28 protein-coding genes, 2 tRNA genes and 1 pseudogene are annotated in these 16,361 nt (G+C 63.3%); 28 read left to right on the forward strand and 3 right to left on the reverse strand.

What is annotated here, in order from left to right; translation table 11 throughout:
- Positions 1–52: 52 nt before the first annotated feature.
- Positions 53–805, forward strand: a complete 753-nt coding sequence (locus GRZ55_RS11360) for a helix-turn-helix domain-containing protein (RefSeq protein WP_169287045.1) — start codon at positions 53–55, stop codon at positions 803–805.
- On the opposite strand, the gene GRZ55_RS11365 is transcribed toward GRZ55_RS11360, so the two are convergent.
- Both GRZ55_RS11365 and GRZ55_RS11370 read right to left on the reverse strand, forming a co-directional pair.
- Entirely contained in the window at positions 802–1,452 is a 651-nt protein-coding gene (locus tag GRZ55_RS11365) for a hypothetical protein (RefSeq protein WP_169287046.1), read from the reverse strand. The genes GRZ55_RS11360 and GRZ55_RS11365 overlap by 4 nt on opposite strands.
- Positions 1,449–1,793, reverse strand: a complete 345-nt coding sequence (locus GRZ55_RS11370) for a hypothetical protein (protein ID WP_169287047.1) — start codon at positions 1,791–1,793, stop codon at positions 1,449–1,451. The genes GRZ55_RS11365 and GRZ55_RS11370 overlap by 4 nt, the downstream gene beginning before the upstream one ends.
- A gap of 115 nt (positions 1,794–1,908) precedes the next feature.
- Here GRZ55_RS11370 and GRZ55_RS11375 point away from each other — a divergent pair, with 115 nt between their 5' ends.
- The 27 genes and pseudogenes from GRZ55_RS11375 to GRZ55_RS23780 all read left to right on the forward strand — a co-directional run bounded on the left by GRZ55_RS11375 (position 1,909) and on the right by GRZ55_RS23780 (position 15,188).
- Positions 1,909–2,172: a hypothetical protein gene (locus GRZ55_RS11375; RefSeq protein ID WP_169287048.1), complete on the forward strand. Its 264-nt coding sequence runs from the start codon at positions 1,909–1,911 to the stop codon at positions 2,170–2,172.
- Positions 2,172–2,360 (forward strand): hypothetical protein, encoded by a 189-nt coding sequence (locus tag GRZ55_RS11380; protein ID WP_169287049.1) that lies wholly within the window; start codon positions 2,172–2,174, stop codon positions 2,358–2,360. The genes GRZ55_RS11375 and GRZ55_RS11380 overlap by 1 nt, the downstream gene beginning before the upstream one ends.
- Positions 2,360–3,034, forward strand: a complete 675-nt coding sequence (locus GRZ55_RS11385; RefSeq protein ID WP_169287050.1) for a hypothetical protein — start codon at positions 2,360–2,362, stop codon at positions 3,032–3,034. The genes GRZ55_RS11380 and GRZ55_RS11385 overlap by 1 nt, the downstream gene beginning before the upstream one ends.
- Positions 3,031–3,288, forward strand: a complete 258-nt coding sequence (locus GRZ55_RS11390) for a hypothetical protein (RefSeq protein WP_169287051.1) — start codon at positions 3,031–3,033, stop codon at positions 3,286–3,288. Before GRZ55_RS11385 ends, GRZ55_RS11390 begins: the two co-directional genes overlap by 4 nt.
- The gene (locus GRZ55_RS11395) at positions 3,285–3,449 is read left to right on the forward strand and encodes a hypothetical protein (protein ID WP_169287052.1); all 165 of its coding nucleotides are present in this window, start codon (positions 3,285–3,287) and stop codon (positions 3,447–3,449) included. Before GRZ55_RS11390 ends, GRZ55_RS11395 begins: the two co-directional genes overlap by 4 nt.
- A complete protein-coding gene (locus GRZ55_RS11400; protein ID WP_169287053.1) occupies positions 3,449–3,736 on the forward strand; it encodes a hypothetical protein in 288 nt (95 codons plus the stop codon). Before GRZ55_RS11395 ends, GRZ55_RS11400 begins: the two co-directional genes overlap by 1 nt.
- Complete coding sequence (gene ssb / locus GRZ55_RS11405; RefSeq protein ID WP_306785600.1) at positions 3,736–4,227, forward strand: single-stranded DNA-binding protein; 492 nt, start codon at positions 3,736–3,738, stop codon at positions 4,225–4,227. Before GRZ55_RS11400 ends, ssb begins: the two co-directional genes overlap by 1 nt.
- Positions 4,228–4,229: 2 nt before the next feature.
- On the forward strand, positions 4,230–4,568 hold the full coding sequence (locus GRZ55_RS11410; protein WP_169287054.1) for a hypothetical protein: 339 nt from the start codon (positions 4,230–4,232) through the stop codon (positions 4,566–4,568).
- A 27-nt stretch (positions 4,569–4,595) separates the two neighbouring features.
- Positions 4,596–5,561, forward strand: a complete 966-nt coding sequence (locus tag GRZ55_RS11415; protein ID WP_169287055.1) for a DUF2303 family protein — start codon at positions 4,596–4,598, stop codon at positions 5,559–5,561.
- Positions 5,561–6,691 carry a DNA polymerase III subunit beta gene (gene dnaN, locus GRZ55_RS11420; protein ID WP_169287056.1) on the forward strand — a complete coding sequence of 377 codons (1,131 nt, stop codon included), beginning with the start codon at positions 5,561–5,563 and terminating at the stop codon, positions 6,689–6,691. The genes GRZ55_RS11415 and dnaN overlap by 1 nt, the downstream gene beginning before the upstream one ends.
- Before the next feature lie 2 nt (positions 6,692–6,693).
- Positions 6,694–6,840, forward strand: coding sequence for a hypothetical protein (locus GRZ55_RS11425; protein ID WP_169287057.1), 147 nt, complete (start codon positions 6,694–6,696; stop codon positions 6,838–6,840).
- A complete protein-coding gene (locus GRZ55_RS11430; protein ID WP_169287315.1) occupies positions 6,840–7,178 on the forward strand; it encodes a hypothetical protein in 339 nt (112 codons plus the stop codon). Before GRZ55_RS11425 ends, GRZ55_RS11430 begins: the two co-directional genes overlap by 1 nt.
- Positions 7,171–7,476 carry a hypothetical protein gene (locus GRZ55_RS11435; protein WP_169287058.1) on the forward strand — a complete coding sequence of 102 codons (306 nt, stop codon included), beginning with the start codon at positions 7,171–7,173 and terminating at the stop codon, positions 7,474–7,476. Before GRZ55_RS11430 ends, GRZ55_RS11435 begins: the two co-directional genes overlap by 8 nt.
- Positions 7,476–7,745, forward strand: a complete 270-nt coding sequence (locus GRZ55_RS11440) for a hypothetical protein (protein ID WP_169287059.1) — start codon at positions 7,476–7,478, stop codon at positions 7,743–7,745. The genes GRZ55_RS11435 and GRZ55_RS11440 overlap by 1 nt, the downstream gene beginning before the upstream one ends.
- Complete coding sequence (locus GRZ55_RS11445; RefSeq protein ID WP_169287060.1) at positions 7,742–8,203, forward strand: ASCH domain-containing protein; 462 nt, start codon at positions 7,742–7,744, stop codon at positions 8,201–8,203. The genes GRZ55_RS11440 and GRZ55_RS11445 overlap by 4 nt, the downstream gene beginning before the upstream one ends.
- Complete coding sequence (locus GRZ55_RS11450) at positions 8,200–8,628, forward strand: hypothetical protein (protein ID WP_210257327.1); 429 nt, start codon at positions 8,200–8,202, stop codon at positions 8,626–8,628. Before GRZ55_RS11445 ends, GRZ55_RS11450 begins: the two co-directional genes overlap by 4 nt.
- Positions 8,621–8,911, forward strand: a complete 291-nt coding sequence (locus GRZ55_RS11455) for a hypothetical protein (RefSeq protein ID WP_169287062.1) — start codon at positions 8,621–8,623, stop codon at positions 8,909–8,911. The genes GRZ55_RS11450 and GRZ55_RS11455 overlap by 8 nt, the downstream gene beginning before the upstream one ends.
- A gap of 4 nt (positions 8,912–8,915) precedes the next feature.
- Positions 8,916–9,074 (forward strand): annotated as a pseudogene (locus GRZ55_RS23425) (helix-turn-helix domain-containing protein); the annotation flags it as partial.
- 14 nt (positions 9,075–9,088) lie between these two features.
- Entirely contained in the window at positions 9,089–10,198 is a 1,110-nt protein-coding gene (locus GRZ55_RS23430; RefSeq protein WP_246734695.1) for a site-specific integrase, read from the forward strand.
- 138 nt (positions 10,199–10,336) lie between these two features.
- Positions 10,337–10,413, forward strand: a tRNA-Pro gene (locus GRZ55_RS11465).
- A gap of 23 nt (positions 10,414–10,436) precedes the next feature.
- Positions 10,437–10,742 (forward strand): ETC complex I subunit, encoded by a 306-nt coding sequence (locus tag GRZ55_RS11470; RefSeq protein ID WP_169287064.1) that lies wholly within the window; start codon positions 10,437–10,439, stop codon positions 10,740–10,742.
- A gap of 23 nt (positions 10,743–10,765) precedes the next feature.
- Positions 10,766–10,842: transfer RNA gene (locus GRZ55_RS11475), tRNA-Arg, on the forward strand.
- 537 nt (positions 10,843–11,379) lie between these two features.
- Positions 11,380–12,141, forward strand: a complete 762-nt coding sequence (locus GRZ55_RS11480) for a type VI secretion system-associated protein TagO (protein ID WP_169287065.1) — start codon at positions 11,380–11,382, stop codon at positions 12,139–12,141.
- A gap of 291 nt (positions 12,142–12,432) precedes the next feature.
- The gene (locus tag GRZ55_RS11485) at positions 12,433–13,641 is read left to right on the forward strand and encodes a hypothetical protein (RefSeq protein WP_169287066.1); all 1,209 of its coding nucleotides are present in this window, start codon (positions 12,433–12,435) and stop codon (positions 13,639–13,641) included.
- Positions 13,642–13,796: 155 nt separating this feature from the next.
- On the forward strand, positions 13,797–14,009 hold the full coding sequence (locus GRZ55_RS11490) for a hypothetical protein (protein WP_169287067.1): 213 nt from the start codon (positions 13,797–13,799) through the stop codon (positions 14,007–14,009).
- 304 nt (positions 14,010–14,313) lie between these two features.
- The gene (locus GRZ55_RS11495; RefSeq protein ID WP_169287068.1) at positions 14,314–14,889 is read left to right on the forward strand and encodes a hypothetical protein; all 576 of its coding nucleotides are present in this window, start codon (positions 14,314–14,316) and stop codon (positions 14,887–14,889) included.
- Positions 14,886–15,188 (forward strand): helix-turn-helix domain-containing protein, encoded by a 303-nt coding sequence (locus GRZ55_RS23780; protein WP_169287069.1) that lies wholly within the window; start codon positions 14,886–14,888, stop codon positions 15,186–15,188. The genes GRZ55_RS11495 and GRZ55_RS23780 overlap by 4 nt, the downstream gene beginning before the upstream one ends.
- 153 nt (positions 15,189–15,341) lie before the next feature.
- Here GRZ55_RS23780 and GRZ55_RS11505 read toward each other — a convergent pair whose 3' ends face one another.
- Positions 15,342–15,989, reverse strand: a complete 648-nt coding sequence (locus tag GRZ55_RS11505; RefSeq protein WP_169287070.1) for a hypothetical protein — start codon at positions 15,987–15,989, stop codon at positions 15,342–15,344.
- Positions 15,990–16,361 lie beyond the last annotated feature (372 nt).

Genomic DNA, 16,361 nt, shown 5'->3' on the forward strand with positions numbered 1-16,361 from the left:
ATGGCCTATTGCGCCATGGCGGAAAATGGCGGTTTCGGCCATGATCGCCGCCATGACCGAATCCGCTCCCAAAGCCCCGAATTCGCTGCGCGCGATCCGCCGCGCGCGGGAGATCACGCTCGAGCAGCTGGGCGAGATGGTCGGCACCGACCCCTCGACCATCAACAAGCTGGAGCGGGGCCGGATGCGGCTGAACGAACGGTGGCTCCTGCCGCTGGCAAAAGCGCTGGGCGTCAGCGTCGACGACATCCTGGCATCCCCGGAAGACATGCCGGGGATCGTTCCGCACGACATGCACGATGCGCATCGCGAGCGCGAAATAGCCCGGCAGCCGGGCATCGGCAGCGATTCGTTCCGCCCGGCCGCGGTGCCGGTGCCTGCCCCGCAGGACATGCCCAACGACGTGCCCGTGCTGGGCACGGCCGCTGGCTCGCATCTGCGCGGCGCCTTTCAGATGGACGAGGCGAACATCGTCGACTGGGTGCGCCGCCCGCCCGCGCTGACGGGCGCGAAGAAGGCCTATGCGCTTTACGTGGAAGGGTCATCCATGGCGCCGGAACACAATGCCGGCGATCTTCGCTTCGTGCATCCCGGCCGCCCGCCGCGAATCGGCGACACGGTCATCGTCCAGGTGCGCGTCGGCGCCAATGAGCCGATCGAGGCCTCGATCGGCCACTATCTGAAGAAGACGCCGACCATGATCGTCATCGGCAAGCTGAACCCGGAAGCCCAGGTGCAGCTGAAGCTCGACACGGTGATCGACATCCACAAGGTGCTGACCATGAACGAGTTGTTCGGGGTTTAAACTATCATTCTATAAATTAGTTTGACGACATACCAAGTAACGCCAGCTAACGTAGCTGCGGCTGGTATTGCCAGAATGAAAAAGCCGACGTCATACAAAATGCGGATAGCTCGCCGCCAAGCGGGCGATTGCATGTTGCGCACATGCCAATACAAGGTCAGTTGCTCGATTTCAGATACCGACCTTATCCGATTCGCACCTTGGAGGACGTGATCCTTCTTCAGGCCGCCGGGCAACGGTTCATATATTTCTTCAAACGTCTCTATCAAATAGGTCTTATGAGAGGAGATTGTAAAGAACGTCTGTTCATGGGCGACAAAATCCACCGCTGAGCGGTACCTCTTTGGGACGTAGGGGCAAAACATCCCGAATAAAATGGTAGCAAAACCCACCAAGAAGCTTCCATAGAAAAGCAGCAATAGCCGCCAAGGCACGTCAGTTATGATCAGCTGGAAATCTTCGCTGATTTGCCCCGCAAGCTCGACGAATTGTTCATTGAGGAGGAGAAGATAACCTGCGACCGGCATCAGAACTGAGACGCGAACCGCAGGCGAAGTTCCCAGCGCGCTCAGGTTATGCCAGCGAGAGCCAAACTCGTAGCGGTCGGCGAGCCTAGCCCAAAGGGCCGAGAGATTGACGTCCATCATCGCCAGCACTCCTCTTCCGCCGCATCGTCATCCATCCGGGACGCCGTGCGGATGACGCCCATCTCGTCGAACAGCTCGAGATCCGCGCCGGCGATGCGATAGCCGTCGCCGCCCGCCTCGACAAAGACCCCCTCGCCTTGGTCTCGCAGATCGACTTCGCGCGCGCTGCCGCGAAACAGATCAACCAGCACCGGACCGCTTTCGCGGATCTCGATACGCATCACGCTGTCGAGCGACGCCATGGCCTCGAGCGGCCGGTCGCACCACTGGCCGACAAGCGCGCCGCCCTGGGCAGATGACGCGGCAACCGACAGGGCCAGCACCAGCACCAATCGTCTCATTCCAACCTCCACACAGGGGCCGCGCCACATCAATGGCGTGAATGGCCATTTTATGGCTTGACATGATTTGGCCTATTACGCCATTTTGTGGCCGATCGCAACGGAGGCCATTTCCATGATCGCTTTTCGACCCACCCCGCCGCAAGCCCCTGATCGCAGCCTTGCCGGTTTTTCGACCGCCCTTGCCGCAGCCGGCGGCGCGTGCGTGACGACGAGGATGGCCGAGACGATGCGCGAACTGGCCTTTGCCGGGCGCAATGTGGAGCGCGGCGCGCTTTTCCTCGAAGGCTATTCGCTGGCCGAGATCGACGCGCACTGGGAAGCCGCGGCCAGCCTCGCCCGCCAGCGCTCGGTGCGTCATGTCGGCGGAGCGAGCTGATGTCGGACTTCCCCTCCTCGCTGCAAATCATCGAGATGAACCGCCAGGCGGCGGCCGAGGCCTTTTCGGGCTACGCGCCGCGCATGATGCTCGCGGTGGCTGCATGCCTCGCCGTCGCCACCGCCGGCGTGCTTCTGGTCATCCGGCTGCACGAGCTCGACCTTCAGCTCGCCGCGAGGCTCGTCTGATGGCACTTCATTCCGGCACGCTCGTTCCGCCCGCCCCGCGCAAGAAGGCTGCGGCAGAAGCCGTTCCCTCCTTCCGCCCCGACGGCTCGGTGCTCGACCTGGCGAAGCTGCGGCTCGACGACATCGTCTGGCCGGAAATCGCGGCTGGCCTTTCCAAGATAGCGCGGTTCAATGCGCGCCCGTCAGGCCCCGCCTTTTCGGTCAGCCAGCACTGCGTGATGGGCGCCGACGCAGTGTTTTCCGAGACCGGCGACCCGGTGGCGGCCGGCTATTTCCTGCTGCACGACGCGCATGAAGCGCTTTTGGGCGACGTGCCCCGGCCCACGGCCGATCTGATCGGCCGGCTGCTCGGCGCACGTGGCAGGCAGCGTCTGGCCAGCGCGATCCACACCGCGAAGCTGGCCATCGACCGCGTGATCTACACGCGCGCCGGCCTAGCCCCGCCCGACCGGGTGCCCGGCTACCAGGCGATCGTACGCAACATGGACGAGCGCATGCTGCGCGCCGAGGCACTGGCCCTGTTCGGCCCCAGAGCCGGCGAACATGTCGGCGCGGGCGACCTGCCGCCGCCGAAACTCACCGGCGCGATCCGCGCCTGGGGCGCGATGCGGGCCGAGGAAGCCTGGCTGACGCGCCTCGACCGCTATCTCGGCATCGCGGAGCGGCTGTCGTGAAGACCGAAGAACTCTCGGCATCGGCCACAGAGATTGTGCGGCAGACGCAGCTTCAGGGCTATCGCGCGCTGCTGGCGCGGCTTCAGGCGGGCGATCCGGTCCGCATCGTCATCGGCGCCGACCTCAACAGCGCGATGGAATGCATCCCGCACGCAAACTGGCTGGCCGGCTGCCGCGCCCAGCTGATCGCCGAGGCCGAAAGGCAGATCGCCGAACTCGAGCAGGCGGCAACCCCAGCAGGAGACCCATCATGAAACAGGGCAAGGGCCTCGTGGCCTTCCGCATCCATTTCGCCGACGGCACGACGGTGAACGTCACCGCCCCCAATGCCGCCATCGCCCGCGGCGACGCCAAGCGGGATCACCCCGGCGTGGCCATCACCAAGGTCAAGGTTCTGAAGGGGGAAGAAGTCTGATGTTCAGCAATCGCATGCCCATCATATCCGCCGCCGCGATGGCCGCGCTGGCCGGTTTCGCCGGCAGCGCGCGTGCAGCCAGCGTCGCCGTCGAGGAATTCGGCTCGGCATTGCCGAGGAAAGCCAAGCCGAAAAAACGCCGGCCACGAAGAACCGCCACGGCATCCGCAACTAGAAACCGCATGCCCCATCAGGGCGAGCGCGAGAAGGCGCGGCGACGGCGCCAACTGGCGGCGGGTCAGATCCATTTCATCAGCCATGGCCCGGCTGCGCGAGGACAGGCCTGATGGCCGGCTCCGTCAACAAGGCGATCCTCGTCGGCAATCTGGGTGGCGATCCCGAGATCCGCCGCACGCCCAACGGCGACCCGGTGGCCACCTTCTCGCTCGCCACGTCCGAGACGTGGCGTGACAAGCAGACCGGCGAGCGGCGCGAGCGCACCGAGTGGCATCGCGTCGTGATCTTCAACGAAAACCTCGCCAAGGTCGCCGAGCAATTCCTCAAGAAGGGGATGAAGGTCTACCTCGAAGGCCAGATCGCCACGCGCGGCTGGGAAGACCAGTCCGGGCAGAAGCGCACCACGACGGAGATCGTGCTGCAGAAGTTCCGCGGCCAGCTGGAAATGCTCGGCTCGCCCGGCGGCGGGCGCGGCAATCCCGACCCCGACGATTACGGCCAGACGCGCACGCGCGATCCCGGCCAGGCCGACCCGCCACCCGGCGCCACGGGCGGCCGCGATCTCGACGACGAAATCCCCTTTGCACCCGAATGGAGGTGAGCATGAAACGCATCAGAGATTCCCAGACCATCATCGGTGCGCTCGAGGGCGGCGAGGCCGCGGCCGAGCTGAGCCGAGAAATCACCGAGACGCTGGCCAAGCTCAAGGAGCTTTCCGGCGACCGGCCGAAGAGCAAGGTCAAGGGCTCGGTCACGCTCAAGCTCGAGATCGAGGTCGAGAACGGCACCGCCGTGATTACGGCCGACATTGCGTCCAAGCGGCCCAAGCCGATGCGCGGCTCTTCCTTCTACTGGGTTCTCGACGACGGCTCGCTGTCGACCGAGCACCCGCAGCAGACCGACATGTTCGCCGGGCCCCGCGAGGCCCGCCAGACTTCCTGACCACCCCCGAACCGATAGGAGGCCAGCATGGCCGCGAAAACCGACGCCACGGCAGGCGAGAAACTGCCGGAACTTTCCACCTTTCCCCTCGACCTCGAAACGGCCGCGACACTTGGCGCCGAGGCCAAGGGCGTCGAACTCGCCACGATCGTCACGGACGGGCTGACCGGCCTGCCGGTATCGGTCCCGATCGCGCTGAAACGCGGCGAGCACCCCGCCGTCGAATCGGTGCAGCGCCATTTGGAGGAATACCGCCTCTTCCCGAAGCGCAAGGCCGGCACGGCGCAGGCCCAGACCTTCGACGCGTTCTGCGCCCTGGTGAACCGTCACAGGACGGAACATTCCGCCATCTTCGCCGATGCGGCCTGGCAGAAACCGTCCCTCACCGCCGTGATCGACTATCACCACGCGGAAGAGAATGGCGGCCAGGCGGATTTCTGCCAACACCGCATCCGTTACGATTTCCCGCTGTCGGAGGAATGGCAGGCATGGATCGGCCAGAACGGCCAGGCCATGTCGCAGCAGGACTTTGCCTGGTTCCTCGAAGACCGGGTGGCCGAGCTTTCGGCGCCGACGGATGTGGAGAAGACGCAGCTCGAGCATCAGTTCCAGACGACAGTCGCCACGCCTGCCCAGGTTGTGGAGCTGTCGCGCGGGCTGACGGTGGCCGTCGCGTCGAGCGTGAAGGCCCACACCACGCTGCAGACCGGCGAAGGCTCCATCCAGTTCGACGAAACCCACAATGACGGGGCGGGCCAGAAGCTGAAGGTGCCCGGCATCTTCATCCTCGACATCGCGCCCTTCTTCATGGGCGACAAGATCCGCGTGCCGGTGCGCCTGCGCTACCGGGTGCGCGAGGGCAAGGTGATGTGGTTCTATCAGATCTACCGGCCCGACCTCGCCATCACGGAGCATGTCCGCCACACGCTTTTCGATGCTCGCGAAAACACCGGCCTGCCCACCTATGAGGGCAAGCCGGAAGGCGAACGCTGATGGCCGCCCAGGCGCAGTTCACGATAGACCGGGGCGATCTCGCCCCGGTGCTCGACCGGGCGCACCGCATCGTCGAGCGGCGCAACACGATTCCGATCCTGTCGAACTTGCGCCTGGTGGCCGAGGGCGACCGGCTGGTGGTGACCGCCACCGATCTCGACATCGAGATGCAGGCGGATGCCCCGCTGGCGGCCACCGGCGCCGATCTGGCGGTGACCCTGCCGGCCACCCTCCTGCGCGACTTCGTGAAGAAGCTGCCGGAAAAGGCCGAGATCGCCTTCAAGCTGGAAGGCGGCCAGGTCAAGGTCTCGGCCGGGCGCACCCGCGCCACGCTGCACTGCCTGCCGCCCGAGGATTTCCCCGAGATGCAGGCGGACGGCTTCTCGCACCGCTTCGCGGTCGCCGCGCGCGATTTCGCCCCGCTTCTGGAAACCTGCCAGTTCGCGATGTCGAACGAGGAGACGCGCTACTATCTGAACGGCATCTATCTGCATGTCGTGGAGGATGTGGCGTCGACCCGGCTGCGCTCCGTGGCAACCGACGGCCACCGCCTGGCCCGGCGCGAGATGGCGGCGCCCGACGGCGCGGCGGGCATGCCGGGCATCATCCTGCCGCGCAAGACCGTGGCCGAGGCGATCGCGCTTCTGGCCGGCGCCGACGAGGCGACGGTCGAGATCGAGATTTCCGACGCCAAGATCCGCCTCACCATCGGCAAGGTGACGCTGACCTCGAAGCTGATCGACGGCACCTTTCCGGATTATGCCCGCGTCATCCCGACCGGCAACGCCAACAGCTTCACGCTGGCGCGCGAGACCTTCGTGGCCGCGCTCGACCGGGTGACCACGATCACGGCCGACCGGGCCCGTGCGGTGCGCATCGCCTTCGCGGAGACAGAAGCCGCGCTCGAATGCGTCAACCCCGATTCGGGCGACGCCCGCGACGAGGTGTCGGTGAAGGCCGCGACGGGCGAGCCCGTGACCATCGGCTTCAACGGCCGCTACGCGCTCGAGGTGGCCGGCCGGGTCGCCGGCCCCGAGATCGTCTTCGAACTGGCAGACGGCGGCGCGGCGGCACTCGTGCGGGGTGCCGATCCCGACCCGCTCTTCGTCATCATGCCGATGAGGATCTGACGATGGAACTCCTCCTGTTCATCGGCGCCGCCTCCCTTGCCGGCGGCATCCTCGCCTTCCTGCTGCTGAGGCGCTCGAAGCATACGCGCCGCCGCAAACCGCGCGGGCGGCACGACTTCCTCGAAAACCCGAACGAATGGGGCTGGTGATGGTCCGCATAACCTTCGAACTGCTGCCCGGCGGCGATGAGACCAAGGCCCGCACGATCGGCCTCATGGAGATCGCCAACGTCGCGACATATCTGGACGGCACTGCCGACTATGCCGTCGCCCTCAAGAAGACGCCACCGTTCCGTGGCGCGCTTCGCGAAGCATGGCGCAAGGGGAAGCTCACCAGCGATGACCGGCGCATCAATGGGGCCATAGCGGGAAGTGACGAGGAAGGTGTAACCGCGCTCGTCCAAGGCCATCATCGTACACAGCGTGGCGTCTACGATCTTCTTTTCCGTGCGCTCAAGGCCTGCGGCCTGGAGGCGCGCAATGGTTGATCCAAAGACCACTTATCCCGGCATCGCCCGCGCCGCGCTTTTGATCGCCCTCGACAACGGAGGCATCAACCGCTTCCGCTCGCAGCAGCAGCAGGAACGCGAGATGGCGCGTTGGCTCGCAACGCAGCCGGAACATGAGATCAAGCCGGTCGATGCGTGGCTCGCAACGCTGTCCGACGAGCAGATGGAACAGGTCTGTTGTGGCGGCGAAGGTGAGCCCGAGCAGGCGGCCGCCATGGCGGATGCCCCGCCGTTCACCAACGAGATCCTGAATAGCTATTTCGAAGAGGTGTGCTGATGGCCGATCTGCGCTTCAAGCCGCTTGAGTGGAAAACCAGCGACGACCTTTGTGCCCATATCGCAGACACCCCCTTTGGCCGGCTTTCCATTATCGAAATGGGCGACGGAGACGGCTACTGCGAACCGTTCTGGTCCGCGGCCTACCGCCGGACGCCATCCGTGGAGACGTGCAAAGCGACAGTCGAGGCTGAATACCGGAGGCTTGTCGAAGCCAACTTCGCTACTTCGGAGGACCAACAGCGGGAAATGACGGAGCGGCGGCCATGAAGGCGCTCACCATCTGGCAGCCATGGGCCTCGCTGATCATGGCCGGCGCGAAGCCATATGAATTCCGAGGCTGGCCGGCGCCGCGATCGCTTCGGGGCAAGCGGATCGCCATCCACGCGGGCGCGCGGCCTGTCCGCAAGGCCGAGATCGCCGACCTGATCATCAGCCTTCGATCGGAGGACGCGTGGACGACCGGGCTCATGCCGGAGATCGCAATGCCCCTGCTGGAGGGCGCCTACAGCTCACCCGGCATCCTGCCGCTGTCCTCGATACTCGGCACCGCCATCCTGGGAGAGCCCCGGCCGGCCTTTGAGATCGTCGAGGAATTCGGCGCAAGGCTCAACGACAGCGATCGCCACCAGCACAGCAACTGGGCTTGGCCGCTGACGGAGATCGAAACGCTCGAACCCTACCAGCCCGCCAAAGGGGCTCAGGGTTTTTGGGAGTGGCGCCCGTGAAACCCCGCATGACGACCGGGCTCCTGACCGAGCGCGACACGCCCGATTGTCCGCATTGCGGCGCCTATATGGACGAGGCGTCCGTGTCGCTCGGCGATCTTCTGGCCCACTGGCCGATCCCGCGCTTCGTGATGACCGGCTCGGACGGCTTCAACCATGACTGCCATCGCTATCTGACCGTCGACTGCCCGTCCTGCGGCAAGCCCTCGGTGCTCGCGATCGATCCGTTGCAGCCCGCCATCACCGCCAAGCTCGTCGCCGCCAGGACAGCCAAGGACGTGGCCTATGTGGTCGACCAGGCCAATGCGGCAAAGCCACGCAAAAGTCTTGCGACCCGCATTGCCGAAAGCCGGATTTCCGCTTCAACAGGCGTCCAAACAACCCACCGAGCCGCCCCACGCGGGAAGGGAAACGACGATGCATGACGATCCCACCCTCGCCCGGCTTCTCTTGGCAGCGAAGGACGTCGTCGACGCGATCTCTTTCGACGTTAACGGAATCGCTTTGCCGACAGGCTTCCAGGGCGGCAATGGCGGCCTCGTCTCACAGGAGACCATCCGCAAGTCGGACGAGCTGCGCCGCGCCATCGCCGGCATGACGTCTGCCCTCCAGGCATCGGCGGGAGCATCGGCCGACGTCGACCACCCGCTCCGGAGCGAGGCCGGGCGCGACAGCGCGACCACGGAAGCTGTGGACAAGGGGGATTGACGCCATGCCGCTCTTGACGCCGGATCAGGCAGCCTCCGAACTCGGCATCTCGGATACCCAGCTGCGGCGCCTGACCGAGGCCGGCGCCATCCGCTACGTCAATATCGGCCTGGGCACGAAGCGCGAGACACGGCGCTACGATCCCGAAGACCTCGCAGCTTTCAGGGAGGCCCGCAAATGTCGGTCTACAAGCGCCCCGGCCAGACGGTCTACACGTTCGACTTCCGTTATCGACGCCAGCGATTTTCAGGCTCGACTGGATGCACGACGCGCCGCGATGCGGAACGGTTCGAAGACGAGGAGAAGCGGCGCGTAAAGGCGCTGCAGTTCGACACCACAAAACCCCTGCCCTTCAAGGCCGCCGCCGCCCTCTACTGGCAGGAGGTCGGCTGCCACCATGTCAATGCCGACGAGACGCTGGCCGCGCTCGACTGGCTGGAGCGTCACATCGGCGGCGCCACCCAGCTCGCCGACATCGATGACGCCATGGTTGCCCGCCTGGTCGCGCGGCGCCGCGGCGAGGGCAAATGGCGCACCGACAGGAAGGGCAAGCGCGTCCGCGTGGGCGAACTCTCGGCCGCCACGGTCAACCGGTCCGTCTGCGAGCCGCTGCGCGCCATCCTGCGCCGCGCCAGGCGCACCTGGAAACAGGCCGTGCACGAGATCGAGTGGAAGGACCATGTGCTGAAGGAGCCGCAGGAACGCGTGCGCGAAGCCAGCCCCGACGAGGAGGCGGCCATCATGGCGGCGATTCGCGGCGACTATGCCCCGGCCCTCCGATTCGCACTTCTCAGCGGCTGCCGGCGCGAGGAGATCGTGGGCCTCACCTGGCACGATGTCGATTTCTTCAACCGCGAATTCACGGTGACCGGCAAGGGCGACCGCTCGCGCACCCTGCCCATGACGGATGCCATGCATGACCTGCTGTGGTCGCTCAAGGACCATCACGCCCAGTCCGTCTTCACCTATGTCGCCAAGCGCCCGCGCCCCGGCGCCAGGCGCGGCGCGCGCCAGCCGATCACCATGGAAGGCTTCAAGACGGAATGGCGCCGCGCGCGCGACCGCGCCGGCGTGAAGGACTTCCGCTTTCACGATACGCGCCACACGGCCGCCACCAGGCTCGTGCGGGCGACCGGCAACCTCAAGATGGCCCAGCAGCTGCTTGGCCACACGGACATCGCCACCACCTCGCGCTACGCCCACGTGACCAAGGACGACCTGCGCGCCGGCATGGAAGCCGCGGCGCGGCCGAGGCCCGCCCGACCGGCGCGGCGGGCGAAACAATGAGGGAACGTCCCGTGGGACTTCTGTGGCACTTTCTGCACCGCTTGGTGCCACTGTCTGCCGTTTGTTCCGTTTTTCTCGATTACCGGGCTTGCGCCCGCGCCGCCCTAACCCTATACGCACCAAGGCCTTCGGGCCGCTCGGAGCGTAGCGCAGCCTGGTAGCGCATCTGGTTTGGGACCAGAGGGTCGCAGGTTCAAATCCTGCCGCTCCGACCATCCGCCGAGGAGACGAGCACAGAATGTCCGCCCGTATCTACAGCCCGACAAGGACCGCCATGCAATCCGGAACCGCACGCACCGGCCAGTGGGTGCTCGAATTCGAGCCCTCCCAGCCGCGCAGCATCGAGCCCCTGATGGGCTACACCTCGTCTGGAGACATGAAGCGCCAGATCCGGCTGCGCTTCGACACGGAGGAAGCGGCGATCGCCTATGCCGAGAAGAACGGCATCGCCTACCGTGTCGAGAAGCCGAAGAAGACCAGCCGGCGCGTGATTTCCTATGCGGAGAATTTCCGCTATGACCGCAAGGTCCCCTGGACGCACTGACCGGCGCCGCGCCGCGCCGCAGCGGTCCCGTAGCTCAGCTGGATAGAGCACCGGCCTTCTAAGCCGATGGTCGCAGGTTCGAGTCCTGCCGGGATCGCCAGTCTTTTCAATGGCTTAGCCCGTCCGCCCTACCCTGTTCATGTTGCATCATGTTGCAACTGACTTCCCTTGGTTTCCAAGGGTTTCCGCTGGTGCGCGGCAGTTCCATGCAACATGGAATGCAACATGCTCGACTCCAAGCACGATCTCTGCATTCTTCTGAGGCGGACCTGAAAGGGACCGTGGCGAGGCCGTCTCCTCTAGAAGCCCCCTGCGTTGCCGGCCTCGCCTTCTCCCGGCAAGCCCAGTCATCTATGAATTCTGTGAACCTCTTTCCGGCCTTGTCGTTGTCTTTCCCAAGGAGACGCGACCATGAGTAACATTCGCATAGCACTTACCAGAGCCGCAGACGGTCCTTGGGAATGCCCCCGCTGGGACAATGACACCAAGGTTAAGCTGGGGGTTGGGACCACGATCGGAACGTGCATCGTTTCGATGCTGCTGATGATCCCAGCCTGATTCGAGTCCGCGTTTATCTCTGGCTTGCCCTCGTCTTCCGGTTGCGTCACGATGCAACCGGGATGTGGAGGGGGAAACGATGTCTGCAGTGCTAGCCGCTGGCATACTGCTCAGCCTGGTAGGCTTGGCGATCGGCACACTTCTACTTGTGCTGCCCAGCACCAGGGCCAGGGGCGCGCGGCTTGCAAGGGGCTCGTTCCTCCTATTGGCAGTTACTTTTGTAGGGATGATCGCCGTCATTATCGGCACGGGCCAGGAAACGCAGACTTCTTCGACCCAACCGAGGTTGCAGACTGAACGGCCGGCGGCGGCTGAGGTAGATGCATCGGCAGAAGATTCTGAACTGGACCTGCACGCAGAGGAAGGTGCTCGTCGTGCTGCAGAGGCAGTGCGGTTGGCTCATTGGGACGTAAGGCGGGGCACGTCACAGCTCGATGACAGTGCTAGCGTCCAGCTGGCGCTCAGGTCCAACGATGTCCACCAAGACCGTTACGGACGGAGGAAGCCGCTGACGCTGACGATTATCTGCCGAGAGAATCGTACCAACGCCTATATCAGCTTCGCAGAGCATTTCATGTCCGACATCCAAGGTAAGGGACGTGTCGACTATCGCGTCGATGAAAAGGCGGCTCGGCATCGAAATTTCCGTGAATCGAACGATCATTCCGTTCTTGGGCTTTGGGGAGGGTCTGCCTCAATTCCTTGGCTGCGAGAATTGTTCGGAGGACAGAAGCTGTATGTGCGGGCAACGCCATTCTCAGAGAGTGCCGTCTCTGGTGAGTTCAACATTTCCGGCATTGAGGAGGTCATCCAGCCCTTGCGTGAAGCATGCAACTGGTAGACCAGCCCTGTCGGCGCCACTTTCATCGAGTTGCAACGTCCGTTCGTATTTGGGGCATCTGCGCTGCTGCCGTCGGCCTCGCTGGCTGTGAACGCGCACCCCAGCACCACTACGTACTATGTGAGGAGCGTGACGGAGCCGGCTGGCATCTGGTCGACGTCGAGTATCGCGATGAATATCTCATCGCCTGCACCTACCGTTCCCCGGACCGCCGGGATTGGTACACCGCACGGTGTACGGATAGCGGGTGCGACTGATATTCGATGCGTTTGGCGTGAGAGGAAATCGGTTTTGAAGCGAAGCTTCTCAAGACGGGAACTCTACGATCTCGTCTGGACGACGCCGATCTCGACACTGGCCCAGCAGTTCGGGCTTTCCGACAGAGGCTTGGCCAAAATCTGCCAGGCTCATCAAATTCCCGTTCCCGGCCGTGGATATTGGGCCAGAGTGGAATCCGGCCAGACGGTCAACAAGACGCCTTTGTGGCTCATTGAAAACCCCGCGATAGAGACCGTGCACATCGGCGGTGTGGACCCGGTCGCGAATCCGAGAGCGGCGGTGGCGGTGACCGCCACAAAGGCGGCGAGGCAGCGTCTGAAGCAGGAGAAGGCCGAGCTTCAAAAGAAGAGCACAAGCCCATACCAAGAGCCGGCGCCGATCCCGCAGCGTCCTCGCCCGCTCCATTCCTCACTCAGGTCATTCGCAGAGGAACTACGGACTGCGGAAGCAGACCGGGAGGGCGCGATCGATGTCAAATGGGTGCACATCCACCGCGACAGCCTGCCACGCGTGGTGTCCTTTCTGAGTGCTCTTGCACACAAACTGGAGCCGCACGGGGTCACCTTTTCAGGCGCTGGAAGCCGTGTGCAGTTCGTACAAGGCTCAACTGCGGTCGACTTTATTCTTACCAGCCCCAAAAAGCGGACTGTCAGAGAACAAACCTATGTGGGCGCGTCTGGACGTAGCTATCAGTGGAAAAGCCACGAGAACGTTTTCGTGGGCCGTTTGGCGTTCCAGATTGTCGGCCGCGCGCAAGGCGTCCGAAAGAACTGGGTCGATGAGGATGAAAAGAAGGTCGAACACCGGATCGAACAGATCGTCGAAAACTATCGGATACATCTGGCAGTCCAGAAGGAGCAGGACGAAATAGATCGCGTGGAGCGAGAGCGGAAGCAGCATCTGGCCTTCCGTCGCGAACTCGCTGTCAAGCGCAAATTTAGGGAGGAGGCCCGACATAGATTCCTCACCTCTCTTGCGAACGATCGCCGTGAGGTGGAGGATCTCCGCGCTACCATCGGTCTTGTCCCGCAGGGAGAGGACGGCATGCCGGAATACGAGCGTATGCTTGGGTGGGCTAGAGAGCGGCTAGCACTCCTTATCCAGCGTACGACTGCCGCAGCAGTCCAGCGAGCGCTGCTGGATCAGAACCTCTTTCCTGAGCCGGATGATCTTCATGATCCGGAAGGCGAGCCGCCAGAGAAAAGGAACTACTGGGAATAGGGCCGAGGGCGACATGGCCGACAGAACAACGACGGCTATCCCCATTATCCACATGACGGCGCCAGACTCGCGTCTGGTGGAATGGCGGCCGCTCCAGCTACGCTAAGCGAATGACGAGACGAAAAGCCCGGATATCGCACGACGAGGTTGCTAGATTGGTCAAGGCCGTTCGATCGGCCGGCCTGCCAGTCTCCAAAGTGAGCTTCGATGGCGACCTCGTGGAAGTCTATGTCGGGGTATCGGATCGAGACATTTTGGCCTCCAATGCTGACCGGGTACCCGAGGAGTTTCAAACGCTGGGCGAATATCGTCGTTGGCGCAATGGCAAGAAGGGCGGGAACGGCTTGTTGCGGGAGCCTGTCCTTTGAGTGATCCACCCATTATTCCGAAGCTGATAAGCCCTGAAGAGTTTGCCAGTACAACGGGGTGTTCCGCACGAACGGTTCGCTGGCTGGCCCGCCAGATCGGAGCATGTCGCATAATTGGAAAGAGAATGCTGCTCAGTCAGGATGATGTCCAGGCACTCCTGGCAGCCAGCCAGCCCCAGCCGCGACAACGCAGCGGCTCACTCGCCGGGCCGCTTCGGAAGCCAGGGCCAACGGAGCGGGTTCAAAATACGGACCTAGAACTGGTGCGGGCTCGCTTGGCTGAGGCCAAACGTCAACGACATCGATGACCCGAAAGCTGGACATCACCGCGCGCCAGGTGACCGCGCTCTGCAAGGGCGCCCAGAAGGCCGGATACGCTCCGGTCATTCAACTCGGTGACGTCTTCGTTCGTTTGGTTCCCGAGGAACGGGCCTGCGCTGAGAGCCAGCGGAAAGACGAGAATTATTTCGACCAGATGCTCGATGATTGGTCGCTTCTCCCCCGGCGACCATTGCCGAGCAAGGGCGAAGCACTAAGCCGGTCCGATCTCGAAGTGAGCCGAAGCGGCCGCCACGAAAGCGACCCACAGAGATCGGCACGGCACGCGAAAGTCTTGACCGAATGGAAGCGGGACCTTCCGGGGAGTGCGTTGGACCACCGGGAGACGCGGGTAATGGAACAGCTTCTGCAGCGCGCTGATGAACCCCAATCTGCCTCGACCCTGGAATTTGCAGGACCTGCTACCTTGGAACGCTTGGTCATTCGAGGCTTCATCGGAACCCTTGAAGAAAGACGCCCGACGACTCTTACGCTAACCTCAGCGGGCAAGAGGGCCTTCGCCACGAATTCCAAGGAAGGTCGGAGAAGGATACGTCTATGACCGGATGGCAGCCAGACGTATTCACGCCCGCTACGCTCGCCGAGCGGTGGCACTGTTCCGAACAACACGTTCGCAACATGATCGAACGGGGAGAATTGCGGGCGTTCAGATTGGGCGAGAAGCTTCTCCGGATTCGGATCGAAGACGTGCTTTCGGTAGAAACTGGCATAGCTGTTGAGGCCTATGAGCCCTCCCCTTCCCCCGAACTTGATGACGTCCAGGGGCGCAAGAGACGTCCCGCCGCAGCCCAATTGGACACCCTCACTCGGCACCGGATCCAGAGACTTCGGCGCCATTAGAAGCTGGATTAAGGGTGTAGGCGCGTTCTTGAAGTCACATTGATGATGTGGTGCTAGCCTCAGCACCCCAATCCCATTCGCGACTACTAGCCAGCCGGCTTCTCGCGGGTCGACTTACACAGGACTACTCTCTCCCAGCCATTTGGCGAAACACTAGGGAAATCGGCGCGCGCCAGTGTCGGTCTGCACAATCAGGTCACCCGTCCCGTCAATCTCATAGGTGACCGAGGCATGCCGAAGCCGAGCATCATCGTGCCAGCTCATCATGATCAGATCGAGCTCTACCGAACACAGATACGCGTTGTTGGAGGAACTGCGAAAATGGTGGGTGTCGCCAATTGTTCGCTCGTGTCTGGGTTCTGCTCCCAAGAAGAAGTATGCCGTAATGCCGGCGGCGCATACGTCACGCGGGGTTCGCCGAGCGGCACGCGGGTTTGCCTTGACCGCCGGGGCGACAAAAGTGGGGCTCTCCCCTACACTACCTAAGACCACGCCGGGCACGGGGTAGTAGATGGGCTTGGGGTAGCCAAAAATGCTGCCAAACCCGATGCGGCCATTTGCGCCGTGAACCTGAATGGCGGTGCCAGCAGCCAACCGAAAACAACCTCCCGATCGTGCCGCTTCGACAAGCATCGCATCTGCCGAACCACCAAACATGATGCGCGCGAGCGCCCGCTCGTCGTCACACACCCAGATCATGTTTTGGGCGTGAGCAATTGTGCCCGTTTGCGCCGCATGCGCGAGAGTCACTTGCGCCGCGCAAACAAAGGCAGCGGCAACACCCTGTAGCCAAGTTTTCATCCCCGACCCCTTGCCGATTAATGGGGGCACCATAAGGAGAAGAAGTTGAGAGGTGCTTCGCTGGAAATCTCGCATTCGAAACGTCGGACTAAAAAGTTTCCGGCTTGGCCGCGGCGGGATGCGGTGACGATGCTGCTTATCTCCGAGCGAGGCGTCTAAAGTCGCTGCGGAAAGACGTCGGCTACACTTCCTGATTGCATTACTGCCGTTGCGGGACGATTAGGAGGAGAGTTGCTCTTATGAAGCCGCTGATTGCAGCCGTGCCGGTTTTGTGGCCCGCAGTTGTCGCTCGGATAGAGCGGCGGAGGCGTCACTGCTGCCCGGCTTCCCCATAAAGGACGTCATCAACCGGGTCGGCGAGAAGATCCATCA

The organism is Chelativorans sp. ZYF759, from assembly GCF_012911015.1.
In the GTDB taxonomy this organism is placed as follows: Bacteria; Pseudomonadota; Alphaproteobacteria; order Rhizobiales; family Rhizobiaceae; genus ZYF759.